This is a genomic window from Mitsuaria sp. GD03876, assembly GCF_029840635.1.
In the GTDB taxonomy this organism is placed as follows: domain Bacteria; phylum Pseudomonadota; class Gammaproteobacteria; order Burkholderiales; family Burkholderiaceae_C; genus Roseateles.
Genome location: NZ_JAOCCU010000002.1, coordinates 47,933 through 64,969 on the forward strand (window position 1 = coordinate 47,933; position 17,037 = coordinate 64,969).

Below are 17,037 nucleotides of genomic sequence, written 5' to 3' on the forward strand. Positions count from 1 at the left end.
TATTCCGGTCGATATCTTTTTCCACTTGGAATATTTATGTCAAGTGCTATATTTTTGACTTCCGCCCGCAACGTGCGCGCTTCCGACGAGGTCTTGACGTGATCTTGACGGCGGCGCGCCGGGCCCCCGATGTCCCGCCATGACCGACCGTCCCGTCCGAGCTCCCCGCCACCGTGCCGATGCCGCCTACGCGCGCGGCGAGGAAACGCGCCGCCGCATCATCGAAGTGGCGTTGCGGCTGTTCAGCGAGCGCGGTTTCGAAGGCGCGTCGACGCGGGAGATCGCCAAGGCGGCGGGGGTGAATGCGCCGGCGCTGCAGTACTACTTCGACAACAAGGAAGGCGTGTACCGGGCCTGCGCGCAGTACATCGCGGACAGCTCGGGCGCGCATTTCGGGCCGGTGGTGGAGAAGACGAAGGCGGTGCTGGACGACCCGGCGGCGACGCCGGACCAGCTCTTCGAGGCCTTCGGCGGGATGCTGGACGCGCTGACCGATTTCCAGCTGCTGCCCGACGACGCGGAGTACCGCCGGCTGTTCATCGCGCACGAGCAGATCGGGCATGCGCCGGGGGTGCTGTTCGAGATCTTCGACAAGTCGCTGCGGCCGCAGATGGGCGAGCTGTCGGCGCGGGTGGTGTCGCGCTACTGCGGGATGCCGGTGTCGGACCCGCTGCTGGCGATGCGCGTGATGATGCTGTGCGGGCAGGTGATGGTGTTCTCGCTGGGGCGGCGGACGATGCTGACCAAGCTGGGCTGGGAGCAGTTCGGGCCGGAGGAGGTCGCGACGATCAAGCGCGCCTCGCGCGAGCACAGCCGGGTGCTGATGGACCAGTGGCGCGCGCAGGCGCAGGGGGCGGCCGGCGGCCGCTGAGCGGCCGCCTGGGTCCGCCTGGGTCCGCTTGGATTCGCCGACGGAGCGGCCGCCCGCCGATGGCGGCGCCAGATCCCGGGGACGGCGGCTACCGGAAACGCTCCTTGGCGCCGACACTGCGCCACCGCAGACACCGACGCGGCGCCCTTCCGGCCCCCGGCTCCGCTGCGTTGGAGATCCCCATGCTCAAGCGATTCAGGCGCGTCCTGGGTGCCGGCCTGCTGGCGGCGTCCGTCCTCGCGCCCCTGATGGCGCCCGTCCCGGCGATGGCGGCGCCGGAGCCGTATCCCGCGGGCTTCTCGCTGCGCGACATTCCGGCGGGCGAGGTGACGATGCATGTGCGGGTCGGCGGCAACGGGCCGGCGGTGGTGCTGCTGCATGGCTTCGGCGACACCGGCGACATGTGGACGCCGCTGGCCGTTGAGCTGGCCAAGACGCATCGCGTGGTGGTGCCGGACCTGCGCGGGATGGGGCTGTCGTCCAAGCCCGAGGGCGGCTACGACAAGCGCACCCAGGCCGGCGACATCCGCGCGGTGCTGGAGCAACTGGGCATCGACAAGGCCGACGTGGTCGGGCACGACATCGGGACGATGGTGGCGTATGCGTATGCGGCGCGTTACCCCGACAAGACGACGCGGCTGGTGGTGATGGACGCGCCGGTGCCGGGCATTCCGCCGTGGGATCAGATCGTGCGCCTGCCGGCGCTGTGGCACTTCGACTTCGGCGGCAACGATGCGCTGCGGCTGGTGCAGGGCCGCGAGCGCATCTACCTGGACCGCTTCTGGAACGACTTCGCCGGAGATCCGTCGAAGGTGGACGAGGCGACGCGGCGGCACTACGCGGCGCTGTACGCGCGGCCGGGTGCGATGAAGGCGGCGTTCGCGCAGTCCAGTCGATCCGCCAGGACGCGCAGGACAACTTCGCGGGCTACACGACGAAGCTGACGATGCCGGTCCTGGCGATCGGCGGCGAGAAGTCGTTCGGCGCCAACGAGGCGATCGTGATGCGCAACGCGGCGACGAACGTCACCGAACTGGTGGTGCCGAACGCGGGGCACTGGTTGATGGAGGAAGCGCCCGCCGTCACGGTGAAGGCGGTGAGCGAGTTCCTGGCGAAGTGATCGCCGGTCGCGCCGCGAACGGAACGCCCGCCTTGGCGGGCGTTTTGTTTTGCGCCTGAAAACCCGCGGCCATGGCACTTTTCAGGATCGCTCAAGAACGAACGCGATCGAGACGCGGAGATGCCCCGTTCCCGGGCAGTTTTGATTTCGAGCCGTCGCCGCGCCCCTTTAATGGCCGCCTGTCGTGGTTGTTGAAGGAGTCGATGCAATGGGGACCAGTGATATCGCCCAACTCGCCGGAGCTGGCGGGGCGGGCCCGAAGAAGCAGGCCGGGGACATGGAGGTCTGGGCGCCTCTGTTCGGCGTGGCAACGAGCAGCGTTCGCGCGAACGCGGCGCACGAAATGATCGAGCGCACGCTCGAGATCGAGGGACATCGCTTCGAGATCCAGATCATTCGATGGGAGAGCCGTCCTGCCGGCGAGGAGGCGCAGCTGCACCTGCTGAATCCGCTTCGCATGGCGGTCTTCAGCGCGCCGAGCCCGATCCGCAGCCGGTGGCACTTCCACACGTGGACCTTCGTGTCCTCGACCTGGGCGGAGGACTTCTCGGCGACGTGCGCTCCGTCCAACCCGGAGGCCCGGACGCCGGCGTCGCCCACGTGGACGGAACTGCTGCGGCAACTGCACCTGCTCGGAGAGTCGATCCACGCCGGGTTCATTCACCAGAAGGCGGAGGTGGCGGTCCGTCACTTCGAAACTGACGGCTTCTTCCCGGCCTACGAGTCGCTGGACCACGCCGAGCGCGCCTGGCGCCTGCAGCACACGCGGGAGATGGTGCGGCAGATCTACATGGCCGAGCCGCGCGTGTTCGACGGGGGCACCGAGCATCAGGCCAAGATCATCATCCGGTTGCTCGACCGGCTGGCGGTCTCGAACGAGAACGGCGCCTTGCTCGAGGTCCTGAACGGGGTGCTCGACATGGATGGGCCGACGGTCCAGCGCTTGGCCGAGCAGTTGCGGCTGTCGTCGATGGAGCACATCGTGGCCGCCATCGAGGTCCTGCAGCGCCGCGCGACGGCGGTGCAGCAGCTCAGGCACCTGATGGACAAGCACCATCGCGACGTGCTCGAGACGCCGGACCTGCAGCGGATCATCGAGAACAACACCTGGCTGTTCGGGCCGCAGTACGAAACGATCGGCGCCGAGGACGACACGTTCAGCGAGATCGCAAAGCGCGTGCGAGACGATGTGTTGGGGCGCACCGGCGTTGACATGGAGGACGTCGACTCTGCCGACGACCTGCCGGGCGCGCGGCGCCAGGCGGACCTGTTCCTCGCACGCAAGCTGCCGACCTTCGATTCGATGGGGCGGCAGATCTTCAAGTTCATCGTGATCGAGATCAAGCGCCCGTCGATCGCGCTCAACAGGAAGCACCTGCGGCAGCTGGAGGAGTACGCGGACGTCATCAAGTCGATGTCGATCTTCGAGTCCGAAGTCGTGCACTTCGAGCTGCTCCTCGTGGGCCATCGCATCTCCCGCAAGGACCAGCGGATCCGCAGCCGGCTGCAAGGCAACCTCGCGCGAGGCGAGCACGGCCTCATCGAGGACAGCCCCCGCATGAAGCTCTATGTGATGAACTGGGGCACGCTGCTGAACAGCTTCGAGCTGACCAACAGCTTCATGCTCGAGAAGCTCCGGATGAAGCGCGCGGAGTTGGAGGGCGAGACGAAGGCGCAGCTGGTCGCCGAACTGCAGCAGCTGCATTGAGGGCGGGCGCCGCGTCGAGGTCGCGCCTGGGCATGGCCCCTTGACGAGCCCTTGTCGCGGCCGGTCATATAGTCGGCGCCGCCATGGTCGCCCGGCCCTGGCTGGAGCCCCCGCCGCGCGCCAGGCGAGGCCGCCGTCACGATCCCCGCGCAAGGACGAAGACATGACACGCCGACTTCTTCTCGCCTTGATGGCTGCCGCGCAGCTGTCGACCATCGCCATGGCGCAAGCGCCGGCACCCGGGATCGCCGCGGCGGTCGCCGACGGCGCGCGACCGGCCAAGGACGTGGCCCAGGATGCCTCGCGGCGCCCCGCCGATCTGGTCGCTTTCGCGAAGCTGAAATCCGGCGACACCGTCGTGGACGTGGTGCCCGGCGGCGGCTACTGGACCCGCCTGTTCTCCACGGTGGTCGGGCCCAAGGGCAAGGTCCACGCCTTCGTGCCGGCCGAATTCGCCGGCTTCAAGTCGGACCCGGTCGCGACGGCCCGCGCGATCGCCTCGGAACCCGGCCACGGCAATGTCGAGCAGAGTTCGATGCCGCTGGTGCAGCTGCTGTCCCGGGCGGGCGACAAGTCCGTCGATGTCGTCTGGACCTTCGAGAACTATCACGACTTCCACGACAGCTTCATGAACGGCGCCGACGTCGGCGCCTTCAACCGCAGCGTCTTCCGCCTGCTGAAGCCGGGTGGCTACTACCTCGTCGGGGACCATGCGGCGGCGCCGGGCTCGGGCCTGAAGCACACCGAGGACTTGCACCGCATCGATCCCGAGGCCGTGAAGGCCGAGGTGGAGAAGGCCGGCTTCGTCTTTGACGGCGAGCTCCAGGTGCTCGCCAATCCCTCGGACGATCGCAGCCTGAAGGTGTTCGATCCGGCCATCCGCGGCAAGACCGACCGCTTCGTGCTGCGCTTCAAGAAGCCGGCCGGGTGAGCGGACGGGGCATCGTTCACTCAGGTCAGCACCGCCACGATGTCGCCGTGGGCGCGAGAGGAATGCGCCTTGCGCAGGTCGAGTTCAAGAGCCATGGCTACCCCGGAAAGTTAGCGGGGAATCTGCCATCCTTGGCACGGGAGGCCTGCGGCGGCCGGGCAAGAAAAGCCCTGCGCTGGGTCGTGCTGCTGGTGGCGAATGGCGCTCTATCGCGGTGCGGACTTGGTCGGCGGGTCGCGCGACTCGCCGGTCGTGCCGCCGCCGTTGCGCTGGACGTGCTTGCCGTTGGCGATCACCGCGGCGACACCGGCGACGGCGATCGCGATGGCCAGGATCGTGGCCGCCTTGTGGCCGGCCAGCGGCGCCATTGCGGCAGCGGCCAGCGCGATCGCCAGCAGCGGTCGCAGGAAGGTGGATCGTTTGGTCAGCATGGCAGCCTCTCCTCGAGTGGATGGGTGAGGCTGCGCCGGCGGCGCGCCGATCGGCACCCTATTCCTCCCGATCCGAACGGCTTGGACGTGCGGCGCGACCTCGGACGGGAGGGTGTCATCCTTGGCACGCAATGGCAGTCAGCGCGGCGCAATCCCCCGGAGAAAGTCATCCGCACTGATTTCTTTCCACCCGCGCCAACCGGTCCGCTTGGCGGCGTCGAGAAACACTTCAGCTCCGAAGAACACATCTCTGCCCATATTGGTTGACGCCTTCATGTAGATGTGAAGTGATACCCCTGGCATATGAACATCAAGTTGCAACGGATCTTTTTTATCCCAGACGGAAAAATCCCTACCTTTCCAAGTCTCATTTGCCTCGGGAACAATACTGATGGCCCCCATTGCACCGCCAAAGTTCCTCATATTCACATGAAATATCGGTGGACGTGATCCGCCTGTGGTCATTCCAATACTCTCGATCGTGGGACGAGGCGTATCGGCAAATATCGCTTCACGCTCTCGCGCCTGGGACTTTTCAAGCTCATGCGCAAAAAGGTCGCGTTCAATCTTCACCAATTGGCTTTGTTGCTCCACCGACGCCTTTAGCTCCTCTGCTTGGAGTCGGAGCGCCTCAGTGCTGTGCTTTAGTTCGTCCCCCTGCTGCCAATAACCAAGGACGAGCCATAGAAACGCCAACGGTGAGCACATGCCGGCAAAATAGTCGCCCCATTCATTCCCCTTCTCTGGCCGACCAGAGCCGTCGTATATGAAGTAGGCGACAACAATCCAGGCAATAGACAGGGCTACTCCCAACGCTGTTCGGAATTTGCTCAATTTTCCCTCCCTCGGCAACGATGCCGAGACGGAGGCTACACCGCCATCGGCGACGTCCCCCGCCGCTTGCCTGAGGACTTCCCACCCGCTGGCGCGATCGACAGCGCAAAGCGCTCGCCGGCCTCCAGCAGCTGGCCGAACTGCCGGTAGGCATCGGAGCCGTGGCTGTCGTCGTTGTGCACTGGCTCGGAGGTAAAGCGCCCATTCCGCTGGTCCCACTTCTTGCGGTAGTTGCTGAGGCGCGAGATTCCCTTGCCGCAGACCTCCTCGCTGAACCAACTGCTCGCGAAGCCGGCGCGCGTGGCCTGGATGCCGTTGTCGAGGTTGGTCACCCGCGGCACGACTTCGAAGCGCTGGCCCGGCATCAGCTCCTGCAGCATCTCCTCGATGGACTGGTGGGTGTCCGGGCTCTTGCCGATCCGCTTGTACGCGGCCAGGAAGTGCTTTGCGAAACTGTAGCCGGTCCCCTGCAGCCAGGCCGAGAAGTGGTTGAGTCAGCAAGATGCGCTCGTGGCTGACCGCATCCATCGGCATGGGGCCGCATCGAATCGCTCGAGCGATGGAGATTCGTCGAAGAAGGGATCGACCTCAATTCGTGAGCGCTGCTCCCCGCCGACCTTCATGGCCCCGGGCCGCACAAGCGCGGATTGCCGCGACAGCATCGCCTTGGCCACCTCGATCTCGCACATCAGAGCGTGCACGCGTTGCTCGCGCTCGATCGCGGTCTTCGCGATGTAGGCCAGCGTGTCGCTGACCTTGTGCAGTTGAGCGCTCAGCCGAGCCTGCTCCTCGCGCGCCCGGCGACGCTGATTGCCACCGAAGCGGTGGTTCAGCGCGGGGCCGCCGGTGGGTTCAGCAGCAGGACGGCGAGGCCGTCTGCGTCAGCCGGAAGCTGGCGCGGGCCGGGTCGTAGAGCGGGATGTAACGCATGGCGCCTTCGACGGGTGGAGGCGTCAATCTGTCATCCTTGGCACGACCTACGTCGCATCCGGCTCCTGCTGTACCGGCTTCTGCAGTTCAGCCCAGATGAGGTCCAACACCTGCTGATCCGGCTTTGCCCTGCACGTGATCCCAACGGAGGTGCCGACGGCAATGCGCAGCCTGCGGAGCGATCGCCGCGACTTGAATCGATCCCTGAAGAACCCAGGGTGTACCAGGGCAGCGCGCCAGTCGTTCTTCCCGTCGAGTTCCAGGTAAATGTCGGAACCCTGAGCATGGGTGAGGCTCAGCGGCAGCCTCGGATTCGGGGGGAAGCGTTGCTCCCCAAACATTTGATGGGCATAGCCATTTTCATACCCGCGCCAAAGGCGACGTCGAACCTGCCATCCGATGGCGGTGACAGTGACCGGCAGCGTGCCGGCGTTCACAAGGGAGATGTTCAGGAACTCGGGATCTGGGCCGATGCGGAGCGCCGGGCCATTCAGCAGCACGACGACGCTGGTTCTGATCCTGAGTTCCGGCTTGCTCCGCCGCAGCGCGATCCAGAGCGAGACGATTACTGCGCCACAGGTCCCGATCGCGCTGAGCACCTGCGCCCAGTCCACTAGCGTCTTCGGCAGCCAGTCCCAAGCCGGCCCGAACTCCTGCATCCCATCCTCCTGTTGTTGTCGCGGGAGTATCGCGGAGGTCACCGGGTGCGTTCAGCAGTCACTGTGTTCGTGCGATCTGTACAAGCACAACTTGCGCATCGATGTCGACGAGAAGTTAATGCGGCCGACGGCAGCACCAGCGAGGGCAGCTGCACGCCGGCCGGTCGTCGCGAATCAGTGCGCGGGAGGATCATCCCGTAGTCTGACTGGGGCAGTGTCCACCTTGGAACTGGTGATTTCGCAGTTCAGCCCATATCGGTTCTTTACCACCTTCTCAACCAACTGCTTAAACCAAGAATCGGCCTTTGGCGCAATGACGATTGAATGAATCAATTCCACTGGATTGACATCAATCGAAAAGACCTTTGATCCAGGCTCAACGCGAATTTGGTGCGTGCCACTAGGCATATTCCAAACAACGGCCCGAACTTCTTTCTCATGCTCAAAATCCTTCCGCTTATGGAAATACGGATAGAACGTCCGCAAGTGAGAAATGAAATCCTCAGAATAATCAATGTATCGAACGCGACCGAACTCCACGTGCAAGTATGTTCGCCGCAACTGCTCTTTCAGGCTAGACACCGTGGTCCTAATTGCAACGCCATCGTTGCTCTTCAGGAAGATGCGCCACATCGCCGCCGACTCTGATGGATTCTCATGCCAGCAGCTGACGAACATCCGTTCACGCTCGACGAACGGTTGCTTCGCAATTGCCTGGGCTGTACCACCTTCATCTTCGAGAGCCTTCAGCTGCCGCAGGGACTCGTCCGACCAATGCCCTTCGTATAGGTCTTCGAGAATGTCCGCGCGAGGGAAGACCAGCTTCTTGTCCTCAAGCAGGCTGAGGAGTTTGGACAAGTCCATGTAACGCCATAACACCGTATCGTCTGAAGGAGCCTGAACCTTAAAGTCTTCCAATGTCGCCTCCGTCGCTTTGTTGAAGTGGACGCGGGGCACCATCGCGATAGGGCCCGCATCTATACAGAACGGAATTGCTGACTGGATTCCGACAGACGAACCGCGGCAACTGCTCGTCTGTCATGCCGGTGTCGTCGTCGACGATCGCGTGCTGCTTGACGTCAGGGTGCAGCAGCAGCCAGACGCGATCTCGAAGCCGCGCGGCTGCCCGCACAGCCACGGCGTCGCATCGATGATCGGAAGTCCCAGGGCCTTGCCGACGTCGGCGAACGGGTGGTGAAGCCGCCAGGCGCTGGACAGCACGACCTGCACCCTGGCGGAATCGCAGAACCGATGCAGCAGCCGAATCGCGACCCGGTCGAAGGCGCCGATGTGCGTCAGCTCCAGCGGATAGCCGCCGAAGGCGACGGCGGTCTTCGAGCTGTTGAGGACGCCGTCGATGTCGAGGAAGGGGACGCGCATCACTGCGGCCCATCGAGCAAGTCGCGCAACGTCGGGATGGTGTCGATGGCCACCGACGCGAGCGGGGCTCCGAGAATCGGTTCCGCCTCGCGCTTCGGCGTGTGCTCCCGCAGGAACTGGTCCAGCACATCCACTTCGACCTGCAAGACGCGCTCACGCTCGCGCGCCACAGCCGCGCTCTGCTCAAACCGCGGCCTTTTCGCGCTCGGCTTTCAGCTCTCGCGTCAGACAGCCGTGGTGATCGATGACGGCAGTGAGCACTGCGTGCGGGACGGCACGCAGCCTGAAGGTGTTCGATCCGGCCATCCGCGGCAAGACCGACCGCTTCGTGCTGCGCTTCAAGAAGCCGGCCGGCTGATCGGACGGGGCATCGCGCCGGACGGGCACTCCCGTCGCGCGATCGCCGGCTGGCGGCGGCGCCCCGGCCGGGGCGCCGCGGGCCTCAGACGTTGAACAGGAAGTTCAGCACGTCGCCGTCCTTGACGACGTACTCCTTGCCTTCCGCGCGCATCTTCCCGGCGTCCTTCGCCGCCTGCTCGCCCTTGAACTGGATGAAGTCGTCGAAGGCGATCGTCTGCGCGCGGATGAAGCCGCGCTCGAAGTCGGTGTGGATCACGCCGGCCGCCTGCGGCGCCGTGTCGCCGATGTGGATCGTCCACGCCCGCACTTCCTTCACGCCGGCCGTGAAGTAGGTCTGCAGGCCCAGCAGCTTGAAGCCCGCGCGGATCAGCCGGTTCAGGCCCGGCTCGTCCTGGCCCATCTCGGCCAGGAACATCGCGCGGTCCTCGTCCTCCATCTCCGACAGCTCCGCCTCGGTCTTGGCGCAGATCGCCACCACCGGGCCGTTCTGCGCCGCCGCGTATTCCTTCAGGCGGTCCAGGAACGGGTTGTTCTCGAAACCGTCTTCCGCCACGTTGCCCACGAACATCGCCGGCTTGGCCGTGATCAGGCACAGCGGCTTGAGGATGACCAGCTCCTCCTTGCTGAAATCGATCGTGCGCACCGGCTTGGCCTGGTCCAGCGCCGCCTGGCACTTCTCCAGCACCTTCACCAGCGCCGCCGCTTCCTTGTCGCCCGCCCGCGCCACCTTGTTGTAGCGGTGCAGGCTCTTCTCCACCGTGCCCAGGTCGGCCAGGCACAGCTCGGTCTGGATGACCTCGATGTCGGCGATCGGATCGACCTTGCCGTTCACGTGGATCACGTTCGGGTCTTCGAAGCAGCGCACCACGTTCACGATCGCGTCGGTCTCGCGGATGTGCGACAGGAACTGGTTGCCCAGGCCCTCGCCCTTGGACGCGCCGGCCACCAGGCCCGCGATGTCCACGAATTCCACGATCGCCGGCACGATGCGCTCCGGCTTGACGATCTCCGCCAGCTGCGCCAGGCGCGGATCGGGCAGTTCCACGATGCCCACGTTCGGCTCGATCGTGCAGAACGGGTAGTTCTCGGCGGCGATGCCGGCCTTGGTCAGCGCGTTGAAGAGGGTGGACTTGCCGACATTGGGCAGGCCCACGATGCCGCATTTGAGGCTCATGGTTCGCTTTCGAGGGAAATGCTGGAGTCTGGTGTGGGCCGGCGGCGACGCGCTCGGACCAGGAAGGCGGCATTTTAGTCAACCCGCAATTCCTTCCAGGAAGCGTCGTCGTCCCCCCTGCCTACAATCGCCGCCCATGGAAAAGTACGACGTCCTGGTGCGCGGCAGCGGCTGCGTGGGCCGCAGCCTGGCGCTGGCGCTCGGCGCCCGCGGCCTGCGCGTGGCCCTGCTGAGCCGTCCGTCCGCCCCGGCCGCCGCCGCCGACGTGCGCGCCTACGCGCTCAACGCGGCCTCGGTCGCGCTGCTGACCCGGCTGCGCGTCTGGGACGGCCTGGCCGAGGACGCCCGCACCCCCGTGCACGACATGCGCATCCACGGCGACCGCGCCGGCGCCGAGCTCCACTTCAGCGCCTGGCAGCAGGGCGCCGGCGAGCTCGCCCACATCGTCGACGCCGCCGCGCTCGAGGAGCAGCTCGACGCCGCGCTGCGTTTCGCCCCGCACGTCCAGCGCGTGACCGAGCCGGTCCCCGCGGCGCTGCAGGCGCTGTGCGAGGGCCGCGACACCGCCGCCGCGCAGGAATTCGGCGTCCATTACGAGCGCCACGACTACGGCCACCTCGGCGTCGCCACCCGGCTGATCGCCAGCAAGCCGCACCAGGGCCAGGCCTGGCAATGGTTCCGCTCGCCGGACGTGCTGGCGCTGCTGCCCTTCGACCGCCCGGAACCGGGCCACGGCTACGGCCTGGTCTGGTCGCTGCCGCGCGACGAGGCACGCCGCCTGCTGGCCGCCGGCCCCGCCGAATTCGAATCCGCGCTGCTCGAGGCCACCGGCGGCGCCGCCGGCACGCTGAAGCTGGCCGGCGAGCGCCAGTCCTGGCCGTTGCAGCTGTGCCGCGCCGACGCGCTGAGCGGGCCCGGCTGGGTGCTGCTCGGCGACGCCGCCCACCTGGTCCATCCGCTGGCCGGCCAGGGCCTGAACCTGGGCCTGGCCGATGTCGAGGCGCTCGTCGACGTGATCGCGCGGCGCGAATCCTGGCGCGGCCTCGGCGACGAGAAGCTGCTGCGCCGCTACGCGCGCGCCCGCGTGGCCCCGACCTGGGCGATGGGCGAGCTCACCGACGGCCTGCTGCGCGGCTTCGCCAGCCAGGCGCCGGTGATCGCCCGGCTGCGCAACGAGGGCCTGCGCCTGGTCGAGCGCGCCGGCCCGATCAAGAAATGGCTCACCGCCCGCGCGCTCGGCCAATGAATCGCGGTGTCCGTCCACTGACCGGACTTCTCCACCGCCCCGACGATTTCGAAAGCATGACCATGACGTTCTCCTCCTTCTCCCGCAAGACCCTGGCCCTGGCCGTGGCGATGGCCTCGCTGGGCCTGATCGGCTGCTCGGCCAACGCCAACGAGGACACGATCCGCAAGAACCTGTCGGCCGCGATGCCCAAGGAGCTCAAGATCGACGAGGTCCGCCCGGCCCCGATCCCGGGCCTGTGGGAAGTGCGCATCGGCAACGAGATCCGCTACACCGACGCGACCGGCCAGTACCTGGTCGACGGCGAGATCATCGACCTGAAGAACCGCCGCAACGTCACCCAGGAACGCATCAACAAGATCACCGCGATCGACTTCGCGTCGCTGCCGCTCAAGGACGCGATCGTGTGGAAGAAGGGCGACGGCAAGCGCCGCATCGCCGTGTTCGCGGACCCGAACTGCGGCTACTGCAAGCGCTTCGAGAAGTCGCTGCAGGAGGTCGACAACATCACCGTCTACACCTTCCTGATCCCGATCCTGGGCGGCGACTCGCCGGACAAGTCGCGCAACGCCTGGTGCGCCAAGGACAACGCCACCGCCTGGCGCAACTGGATGGTCGACGGCGCCGGCCTGCCCACCGCCGACGCCAAGTGCGACTCCGGCGCCATCGACCGCAACGTGGCGCTGAGCCAGAAGATCCGCGTCAACGGCACGCCGGCGATCCTGTTCGAGGACGGCACCCGCGCCCCGGGCGCCCTCAGCGCGCAGCAGCTCGAGCAGCGCCTGCAGGCCATCCAGAACCCCGACAAGACGCAGAAGAAATCCTGATCCCCGCCGGGATCGGCCCACGACCGCCACGGCCCCGCGCCCACCCCAGATGAACGACCGCACCGCCTCCTCCGCCGCCCTGACCGGCGCGGCCTCCGTCAACCCGGTCGCCGTGCGGCTCGGCTACGCGGGCCTGATCCCGTTCGTGCTGGGCGCGGCGCTGGTCTGGCTGGTCCGCGAGGACGCGCACCCCTACGTCACCGACGGCCTGTCGCGCTACGCGGCCGTGGTGATCTCGTTCCTGGGCGCGATCCACTGGGGCCTGGGCTTCCGCCAGACGGTGCCGTCGCCCGCGCCCTTCATCTGGGGCGTGGTGCCGGCGCTGCTGGCCTGGATCGCCTCGACCATGCCCGCCTACGCGGGGCTGGTGATCGAGGGCGTCCTGCTGATCGTCTGCTACGTCGTGGACCGCCGCGCCTACCCGGCGCTGGGCGCCTCGGCGTGGCTGACGCTGCGTTTCCGGCTCAGCGCGGTGGCCGCGCTGAGCTGCTTCATCGCCGCCCAAGGCACCTGAACGAGAACCGCCCAGCCGCATCCCGCGGCCGGGCAAAGGCTTGTAGGCTGTCCCTCATGACCGCTCGCCCCACGATCCACTACCGCATCGCCGTCGCCGATCCGCGCGCGCACCGCTTCGAGGTGACGCTGACCGTGCCGGCCCCCGAGCCCCGCCAGGCGCTGAGCCTGCCGGTCTGGATTCCCGGCAGCTACCTGGTGCGCGAGTTCTCCCGCCACCTCGGCCCGGTCACCGCGCGCCAGGGCACGCGCGAGGTGCTCGTCGAGCAGACCGCGAAGAACCGCTGGGAATTCGACTGCGCCGGCCGCGGCGCGCTGGTCGTCAGCTACGCGGTGTACGCCTTCGACACCTCGGTGCGCGCGGCTTTCCTGGACACGCAGCGCGGCTTCTTCAACGCCACCAGCCTGTGCCTGCGCGCGCACGGCAAGGACGAGCTGCCGCATCGCGTGGAGCTCAGCGGCCTGCCCGAGGGCTGGGACGTCGCCACCGCGATGGCGCCGGTCGAGGACGCGGCGGACCAGTTCGAGGCCGACGGCTACGACGAACTGGCCGACCATCCCTTCGAGCTCGGCCCGTTCTGGCGCGGCGAGTTCGTCGCCGGCGGCGTGCCGCATGAGTTCGTCGTGTCCGGCGCGCTGCCGGTCTTCGACGGCGAGCGGCTGCTGCGCGACGCGCAGAAGATCTGCGAGGCGCAGATCCATTTCTGGCACTGCGGCAAGGGCAAGCCGCCGATGTCGCGCTACGTCTTCCTGCTCAACTGCACCGACGACGGCTACGGCGGCCTCGAGCACCGCGCCAGCACCGCGCTGATCGCGTCGCGGCGCGACCTGCCGCGCCTGGGCCAGGCCGAGGTCTCGGACGGCTACGTCAAGCTGCTGGGGCTGATCAGCCACGAGTACTTCCACACCTGGAACGTCAAGCGGCTGCGGCCGGACGTGTTCGAGCGCTACGACTACGAGCAGGAGAACTACACCGAGCTGCTGTGGTTCTTCGAAGGCTTCACCTCCTACTACGACGACCTGTTCCTGGTGCGCAGCGGCCTGATCGACGAGGCGCGCTACCTCAAGCTGATCGCGCAGACCTTCACCCAGGTGCTGGGCGCGCCGGGCCGCAAGCACCACAGCGTGGCGCGCTCCAGCTTCGAGGCCTGGACCAAGTACTACCGCCAGGACGAGAACACGCCCAACGCCGTCGTCAGCTACTACGCCAAGGGCGCGATGGTGGCGCTGGCGCTGGACCTGTCGCTGCGCGGCGCGGAGAAGGGCGACCGGGCGGCCTCGCTCGACGACCTGATGCGCGGCCTGTGGAAGGACACCGGCGGCGGTCCGGTCAGCGAGGCCCGCATCCTGGCCAAGCTCGCCGACCTCGGCGGCGAAGCCGTCGCGCAGTTGCTGTCGGGCTGGGTGCACGGCACCGACGACCTGCCGCTGCCGCAACTGCTGGAGAAGCTCGGCGTGCGCTGGGCCCATGACAAGCCGACGCTGGCGCAGCGGCTGGGACTGCGCGTGACGGAAACCGACGGCGTGGTCACCATCAAGAACGTGCTGCTGGAAGGCGCCGGCCTGGCGGCCGGGCTGAGCGCGGGCGACGAGCTGGTCGCCTGCAACGGCTGGCGCGTGCGCCGGCTCGAGGACCTGCCGCTGACGCTCAACCACGTCGATCCGCAACGGCTGGAGCTGCTGGTGGCGCGCGACCAGCGGATGCTGAGCCTGGCGCTGGTGCTGCCGACGCAGGACAGCGCCGCGCGGCCGGTCTGCCTGGGCCTGCTGGACAAGGCGCCGGCGCGCGCGCAGAGCCTGCGTCGCGCATGGCTGGGCGGCTGAACGCCGGCCGCGGCGAGGCGGGCAGCGCCCGCCGCCGCGGCGCCTTCGCGCTGGCCGGGCTGACGGCCGCGGTGCTGGTCGTTCACCTGTGGCTGATCAGCGGCGCGCGCGACCTGCATGAACGCTGGATGCCGCAGACGCCGGAGCCGGACCGGCTGCAGGCCGCGTTCATCCGCGAACTGAAACCGGCCGCGCCGCCGCCGCCCTCGACCTCCGCCGAGCGGAACGGACCGCCCGGCACGCCCCGGCACGTGGTCCCGTCGCTGCCCGCCGCCGGCGCCGGCCCCGCGCCGCTGCCGCGCGACCCCGCCGCCAGTGAGCCGCCGCCCGAGGCGCAGGCGCTCGCGATGCCGCCGGCGCTGGCGATCTCCGACGCGGTCGGCGAATGGATGCCGGGCATCGAATGGCCGCTGTCCACCGAGCTCGACTACAAGCTCACCGGCGACTACCGCGGCCCCGTCTACGGCGATGCCCGCGTGCAGTGGCTGCGCGACGGGTCGCACTACCAGGTCCACCTGGAAGCCTGGATCGGACCGAAGCTGGCGCCGCTGATGTCGCGCCGCCTCAGCAGCGACGGCGAGATCACGCCGGCCGGCCTGGTGCCGCGGCGCTTCGACGAGGTGACCGGCGGCCTGGCCGGCGGCAACCGGCATGCGACGCTGATGTTCGACGTGGGCGGCGTGCGCCTGGCCAACGGCCGGCGCGAGCCGGTGCCCGACGGCACGCAGGACGCGGCCAGCCAGTTCGTGCAGATGACCTGGCTGTTCCTCACCGGGCGGCAGCCGGCCCAGGACGACCTGCTGATCCAGCAGACGCTGGCGCTGCCGCGCAACGTGCACCTGTGGCGCTACAAGGTGCGCACGCTCGAGGACGTCGCCACGCCGCTCGGGCCGATCCCGGCCTGGCACGTGGACTCCGACATGACCGACACCCGCGGCGACATGCAGGCGGAGTTCTGGCTGGCGCCGTCGCTGCAGTTCCTGCCGGTGCGGGTGCGGATCTGGCAGAACCGGCCGCAGGACCCGCGGACCCACATCGACCTGGTGCTCAAGGCGGCGCCGAAGCAGGCGATGGCACCGGCGCCGCCGGCGGCGATGGCCTCAGGGGCTTCCCCCGCGCCGTCATCGGCGCCCGCGTCCGCCCCCCTATAGTTGCCGCCATTCCGGGGTCCGGGATCCCGCCGTCGCGGATCCGGATCCCGGCGATGCCAAGAATCCAGACCCTTGAAGGAGACCCCCATGATCCAGGCCCTGAACGGCGTGAGCTTCGAGAACATCCTGGTCGAGGTCGCCGGCACCGGCGACCGCAAGACCGGCGTGATCCGGCTGAACCGGCCCAAGCAGCTCAATGCGCTGAGCGATCCGCTGATGGACGAACTGGGCCGCGCGCTGCTGGCCTTCGACGCGGACGACGGCATCGGCTGCATCGTGCTGACCGGCAGCGAACGCGCCTTCGCCGCCGGCGCGGACATCCCGACGATGGCGCCGCACACCTTCATGTCGGCCTTCAAGAGCGGGCTGATCTCCAAGAACTGGGAAACCATCCTGCAGGTGCGCAAGCCGGTGATCGGCGCGGTGGCCGGCTTCGCGCTGGGCGGCGGCTGCGAGCTGGCGATGATGTGCGACTTCATCATCGCGGCCGAGACGGCCCGCTTCGGCCAGCCGGAGATCAAGCTGGGCATCATCCCCGGCGCCGGCGGCACGCAGCGCCTGCCGCGCGCGGTGAGCAAGAGCAAGGCGATGGACATGCTGCTGACCGCCCGGATGATGGACGCGGCCGAGGCCGAACGCGCCGGGCTGGTGTCGCGGGTCGTGCCTGCGGAACAGCTGATGGCCGAGGCGCTGACGGCGGCGGAGACGATCAACGGCTTCAGCGGCCCGTCGACGATGCTGATCAAGGAGCTGGTGAACCTGGCCTTCCAGGGGCCGCTGACCGACGGCGTCGCGATCGAGCGGCGCTACTTCCATGCGCTGTTCGGCTCCGACGACCAGCGCGAGGGCATGGATGCCTTCCTGGCCAAGCGCGCGCCGGCGTTCAAGCACCAGTGACGGCACCCCGCCGGCGGCCTGTCCGTCGGCGGATCGTTGCCAAAGCGCGCGCCGGGGCAGTGGCGTTCGCTGCCTAGGCAGCGTCTTTTGAAACAATCCTTGACCCCGAGCGGTGTACGCTTGCTGTACGGCGCGGGGATTGTTGACGATCCGTGAACGGATCTTTCCAGATTACCTAGTG

The 17,037-nt window shown here is 67.8% G+C and carries 17 protein-coding genes and 1 pseudogene; 10 read left to right on the forward strand and 8 right to left on the reverse strand.

What is annotated here, in order from left to right:
• The first annotated feature begins 139 nt into the window (after positions 1-139).
• From N5D62_RS01675 to N5D62_RS01690, 4 genes and pseudogenes are all read left to right on the forward strand, one after another.
• On the forward strand, positions 140-871 hold the full coding sequence (locus N5D62_RS01675; RefSeq protein ID WP_279755668.1) for a CerR family C-terminal domain-containing protein: 732 nt from the start codon (positions 140-142) through the stop codon (positions 869-871).
• A 248-nt stretch (positions 872-1,119) separates the two neighbouring features.
• Positions 1,120-1,991 (forward strand): annotated as a pseudogene (locus N5D62_RS01680) (alpha/beta hydrolase).
• Between the two features lie 208 nt (positions 1,992-2,199).
• On the forward strand, positions 2,200-3,699 hold the full coding sequence (locus tag N5D62_RS01685) for a hypothetical protein (protein WP_279755670.1): 1,500 nt from the start codon (positions 2,200-2,202) through the stop codon (positions 3,697-3,699).
• A 163-nt stretch (positions 3,700-3,862) separates the two neighbouring features.
• On the forward strand, positions 3,863-4,630 hold the full coding sequence (locus N5D62_RS01690) for a methyltransferase domain-containing protein (RefSeq protein WP_279755671.1): 768 nt from the start codon (positions 3,863-3,865) through the stop codon (positions 4,628-4,630).
• A 206-nt stretch (positions 4,631-4,836) separates the two neighbouring features.
• Here the strand turns inward: N5D62_RS01690 and N5D62_RS01695 are convergent, their stop codons facing one another.
• From N5D62_RS01695 to ychF, 8 genes are all read right to left on the reverse strand, one after another.
• On the reverse strand, positions 4,837-5,061 hold the full coding sequence (locus tag N5D62_RS01695) for a hypothetical protein (protein WP_279755672.1): 225 nt from the start codon (positions 5,059-5,061) through the stop codon (positions 4,837-4,839).
• A gap of 138 nt (positions 5,062-5,199) precedes the next feature.
• Positions 5,200-5,895, reverse strand: a complete 696-nt coding sequence (locus tag N5D62_RS01700; RefSeq protein ID WP_279755673.1) for a hypothetical protein — start codon at positions 5,893-5,895, stop codon at positions 5,200-5,202.
• Between the two features lie 35 nt (positions 5,896-5,930).
• Positions 5,931-6,275 carry a hypothetical protein gene (locus tag N5D62_RS01705; RefSeq protein WP_279755674.1) on the reverse strand — a complete coding sequence of 115 codons (345 nt, stop codon included), beginning with the start codon at positions 6,273-6,275 and terminating at the stop codon, positions 5,931-5,933.
• A 597-nt stretch (positions 6,276-6,872) separates the two neighbouring features.
• On the reverse strand, positions 6,873-7,484 hold the full coding sequence (locus N5D62_RS01710; RefSeq protein ID WP_279755676.1) for a hypothetical protein: 612 nt from the start codon (positions 7,482-7,484) through the stop codon (positions 6,873-6,875).
• Between the two features lie 174 nt (positions 7,485-7,658).
• Positions 7,659-8,444 (reverse strand): DUF2971 domain-containing protein, encoded by a 786-nt coding sequence (locus tag N5D62_RS01715; protein WP_279755677.1) that lies wholly within the window; start codon positions 8,442-8,444, stop codon positions 7,659-7,661.
• Positions 8,445-8,522: 78 nt separating this feature from the next.
• Positions 8,523-8,864: an HAD domain-containing protein gene (locus N5D62_RS01720; protein WP_279755678.1), complete on the reverse strand. Its 342-nt coding sequence runs from the start codon at positions 8,862-8,864 to the stop codon at positions 8,523-8,525.
• Entirely contained in the window at positions 8,864-9,010 is a 147-nt protein-coding gene (locus tag N5D62_RS01725) for a hypothetical protein (protein ID WP_279755679.1), read from the reverse strand. Before N5D62_RS01725 ends, N5D62_RS01720 begins: the two co-directional genes overlap by 1 nt.
• Before the next feature lie 296 nt (positions 9,011-9,306).
• Positions 9,307-10,398, reverse strand: coding sequence for a redox-regulated ATPase YchF (gene ychF, locus N5D62_RS01730; RefSeq protein WP_279755680.1), 1,092 nt, complete (start codon positions 10,396-10,398; stop codon positions 9,307-9,309).
• A gap of 136 nt (positions 10,399-10,534) precedes the next feature.
• Between ychF and N5D62_RS01735 the strand changes: the two genes are divergently transcribed.
• The 6 genes from N5D62_RS01735 to N5D62_RS01760 all read left to right on the forward strand — a co-directional run bounded on the left by N5D62_RS01735 (position 10,535) and on the right by N5D62_RS01760 (position 16,856).
• A complete protein-coding gene (locus tag N5D62_RS01735) occupies positions 10,535-11,644 on the forward strand; it encodes an FAD-dependent monooxygenase (protein WP_279755681.1) in 1,110 nt (369 codons plus the stop codon).
• A 62-nt stretch (positions 11,645-11,706) separates the two neighbouring features.
• Entirely contained in the window at positions 11,707-12,471 is a 765-nt protein-coding gene (locus N5D62_RS01740; RefSeq protein ID WP_279755682.1) for a DsbC family protein, read from the forward strand.
• Positions 12,472-12,520: 49 nt separating this feature from the next.
• A complete protein-coding gene (locus N5D62_RS01745) occupies positions 12,521-12,985 on the forward strand; it encodes a DUF3429 domain-containing protein (RefSeq protein WP_279755684.1) in 465 nt (154 codons plus the stop codon).
• Positions 12,986-13,041: 56 nt separating this feature from the next.
• Positions 13,042-14,808 carry a PDZ domain-containing protein gene (locus tag N5D62_RS01750; protein WP_279755685.1) on the forward strand — a complete coding sequence of 589 codons (1,767 nt, stop codon included), beginning with the start codon at positions 13,042-13,044 and terminating at the stop codon, positions 14,806-14,808.
• Complete coding sequence (locus N5D62_RS01755) at positions 14,793-15,959, forward strand: DUF3108 domain-containing protein (RefSeq protein WP_279755686.1); 1,167 nt, start codon at positions 14,793-14,795, stop codon at positions 15,957-15,959. Before N5D62_RS01750 ends, N5D62_RS01755 begins: the two co-directional genes overlap by 16 nt.
• A gap of 108 nt (positions 15,960-16,067) precedes the next feature.
• Positions 16,068-16,856: an enoyl-CoA hydratase gene (locus N5D62_RS01760; protein ID WP_279755928.1), complete on the forward strand. Its 789-nt coding sequence runs from the start codon at positions 16,068-16,070 to the stop codon at positions 16,854-16,856.
• Positions 16,857-17,037: the final 181 nt, after the last annotated feature.

Coding starts and splice junctions, on each gene's coding strand:
- ychF (WP_279755680.1), bottom strand. CDS start 10,398: ATGAGCCTCAAATGCGGCATCGTGGGCCTGCCCAATGTCGGCAAGTCC.
- N5D62_RS01755 (WP_279755686.1), top strand. CDS start 14,793: ATGGCTGGGCGGCTGAACGCCGGCCGCGGCGAGGCGGGCAGCGCCCGC.
- N5D62_RS01750 (WP_279755685.1), top strand. CDS start 13,042: ATGACCGCTCGCCCCACGATCCACTACCGCATCGCCGTCGCCGATCCG.
- N5D62_RS01735 (WP_279755681.1), top strand. CDS start 10,535: ATGGAAAAGTACGACGTCCTGGTGCGCGGCAGCGGCTGCGTGGGCCGC.
- N5D62_RS01705 (WP_279755674.1), bottom strand. CDS start 6,275: ATGCTGCAGGAGCTGATGCCGGGCCAGCGCTTCGAAGTCGTGCCGCGG.
- N5D62_RS01720 (WP_279755678.1), bottom strand. CDS start 8,864: ATGCGCGTCCCCTTCCTCGACATCGACGGCGTCCTCAACAGCTCGAAG.
- N5D62_RS01690 (WP_279755671.1), top strand. CDS start 3,863: ATGACACGCCGACTTCTTCTCGCCTTGATGGCTGCCGCGCAGCTGTCG.
- N5D62_RS01710 (WP_279755676.1), bottom strand. CDS start 7,484: ATGCAGGAGTTCGGGCCGGCTTGGGACTGGCTGCCGAAGACGCTAGTG.
- N5D62_RS01685 (WP_279755670.1), top strand. CDS start 2,200: ATGGGGACCAGTGATATCGCCCAACTCGCCGGAGCTGGCGGGGCGGGC.
- N5D62_RS01715 (WP_279755677.1), bottom strand. CDS start 8,444: ATGGTGCCCCGCGTCCACTTCAACAAAGCGACGGAGGCGACATTGGAA.
- N5D62_RS01695 (WP_279755672.1), bottom strand. CDS start 5,061: ATGCTGACCAAACGATCCACCTTCCTGCGACCGCTGCTGGCGATCGCG.
- N5D62_RS01740 (WP_279755682.1), top strand. CDS start 11,707: ATGACGTTCTCCTCCTTCTCCCGCAAGACCCTGGCCCTGGCCGTGGCG.
- N5D62_RS01675 (WP_279755668.1), top strand. CDS start 140: ATGACCGACCGTCCCGTCCGAGCTCCCCGCCACCGTGCCGATGCCGCC.
- N5D62_RS01745 (WP_279755684.1), top strand. CDS start 12,521: ATGAACGACCGCACCGCCTCCTCCGCCGCCCTGACCGGCGCGGCCTCC.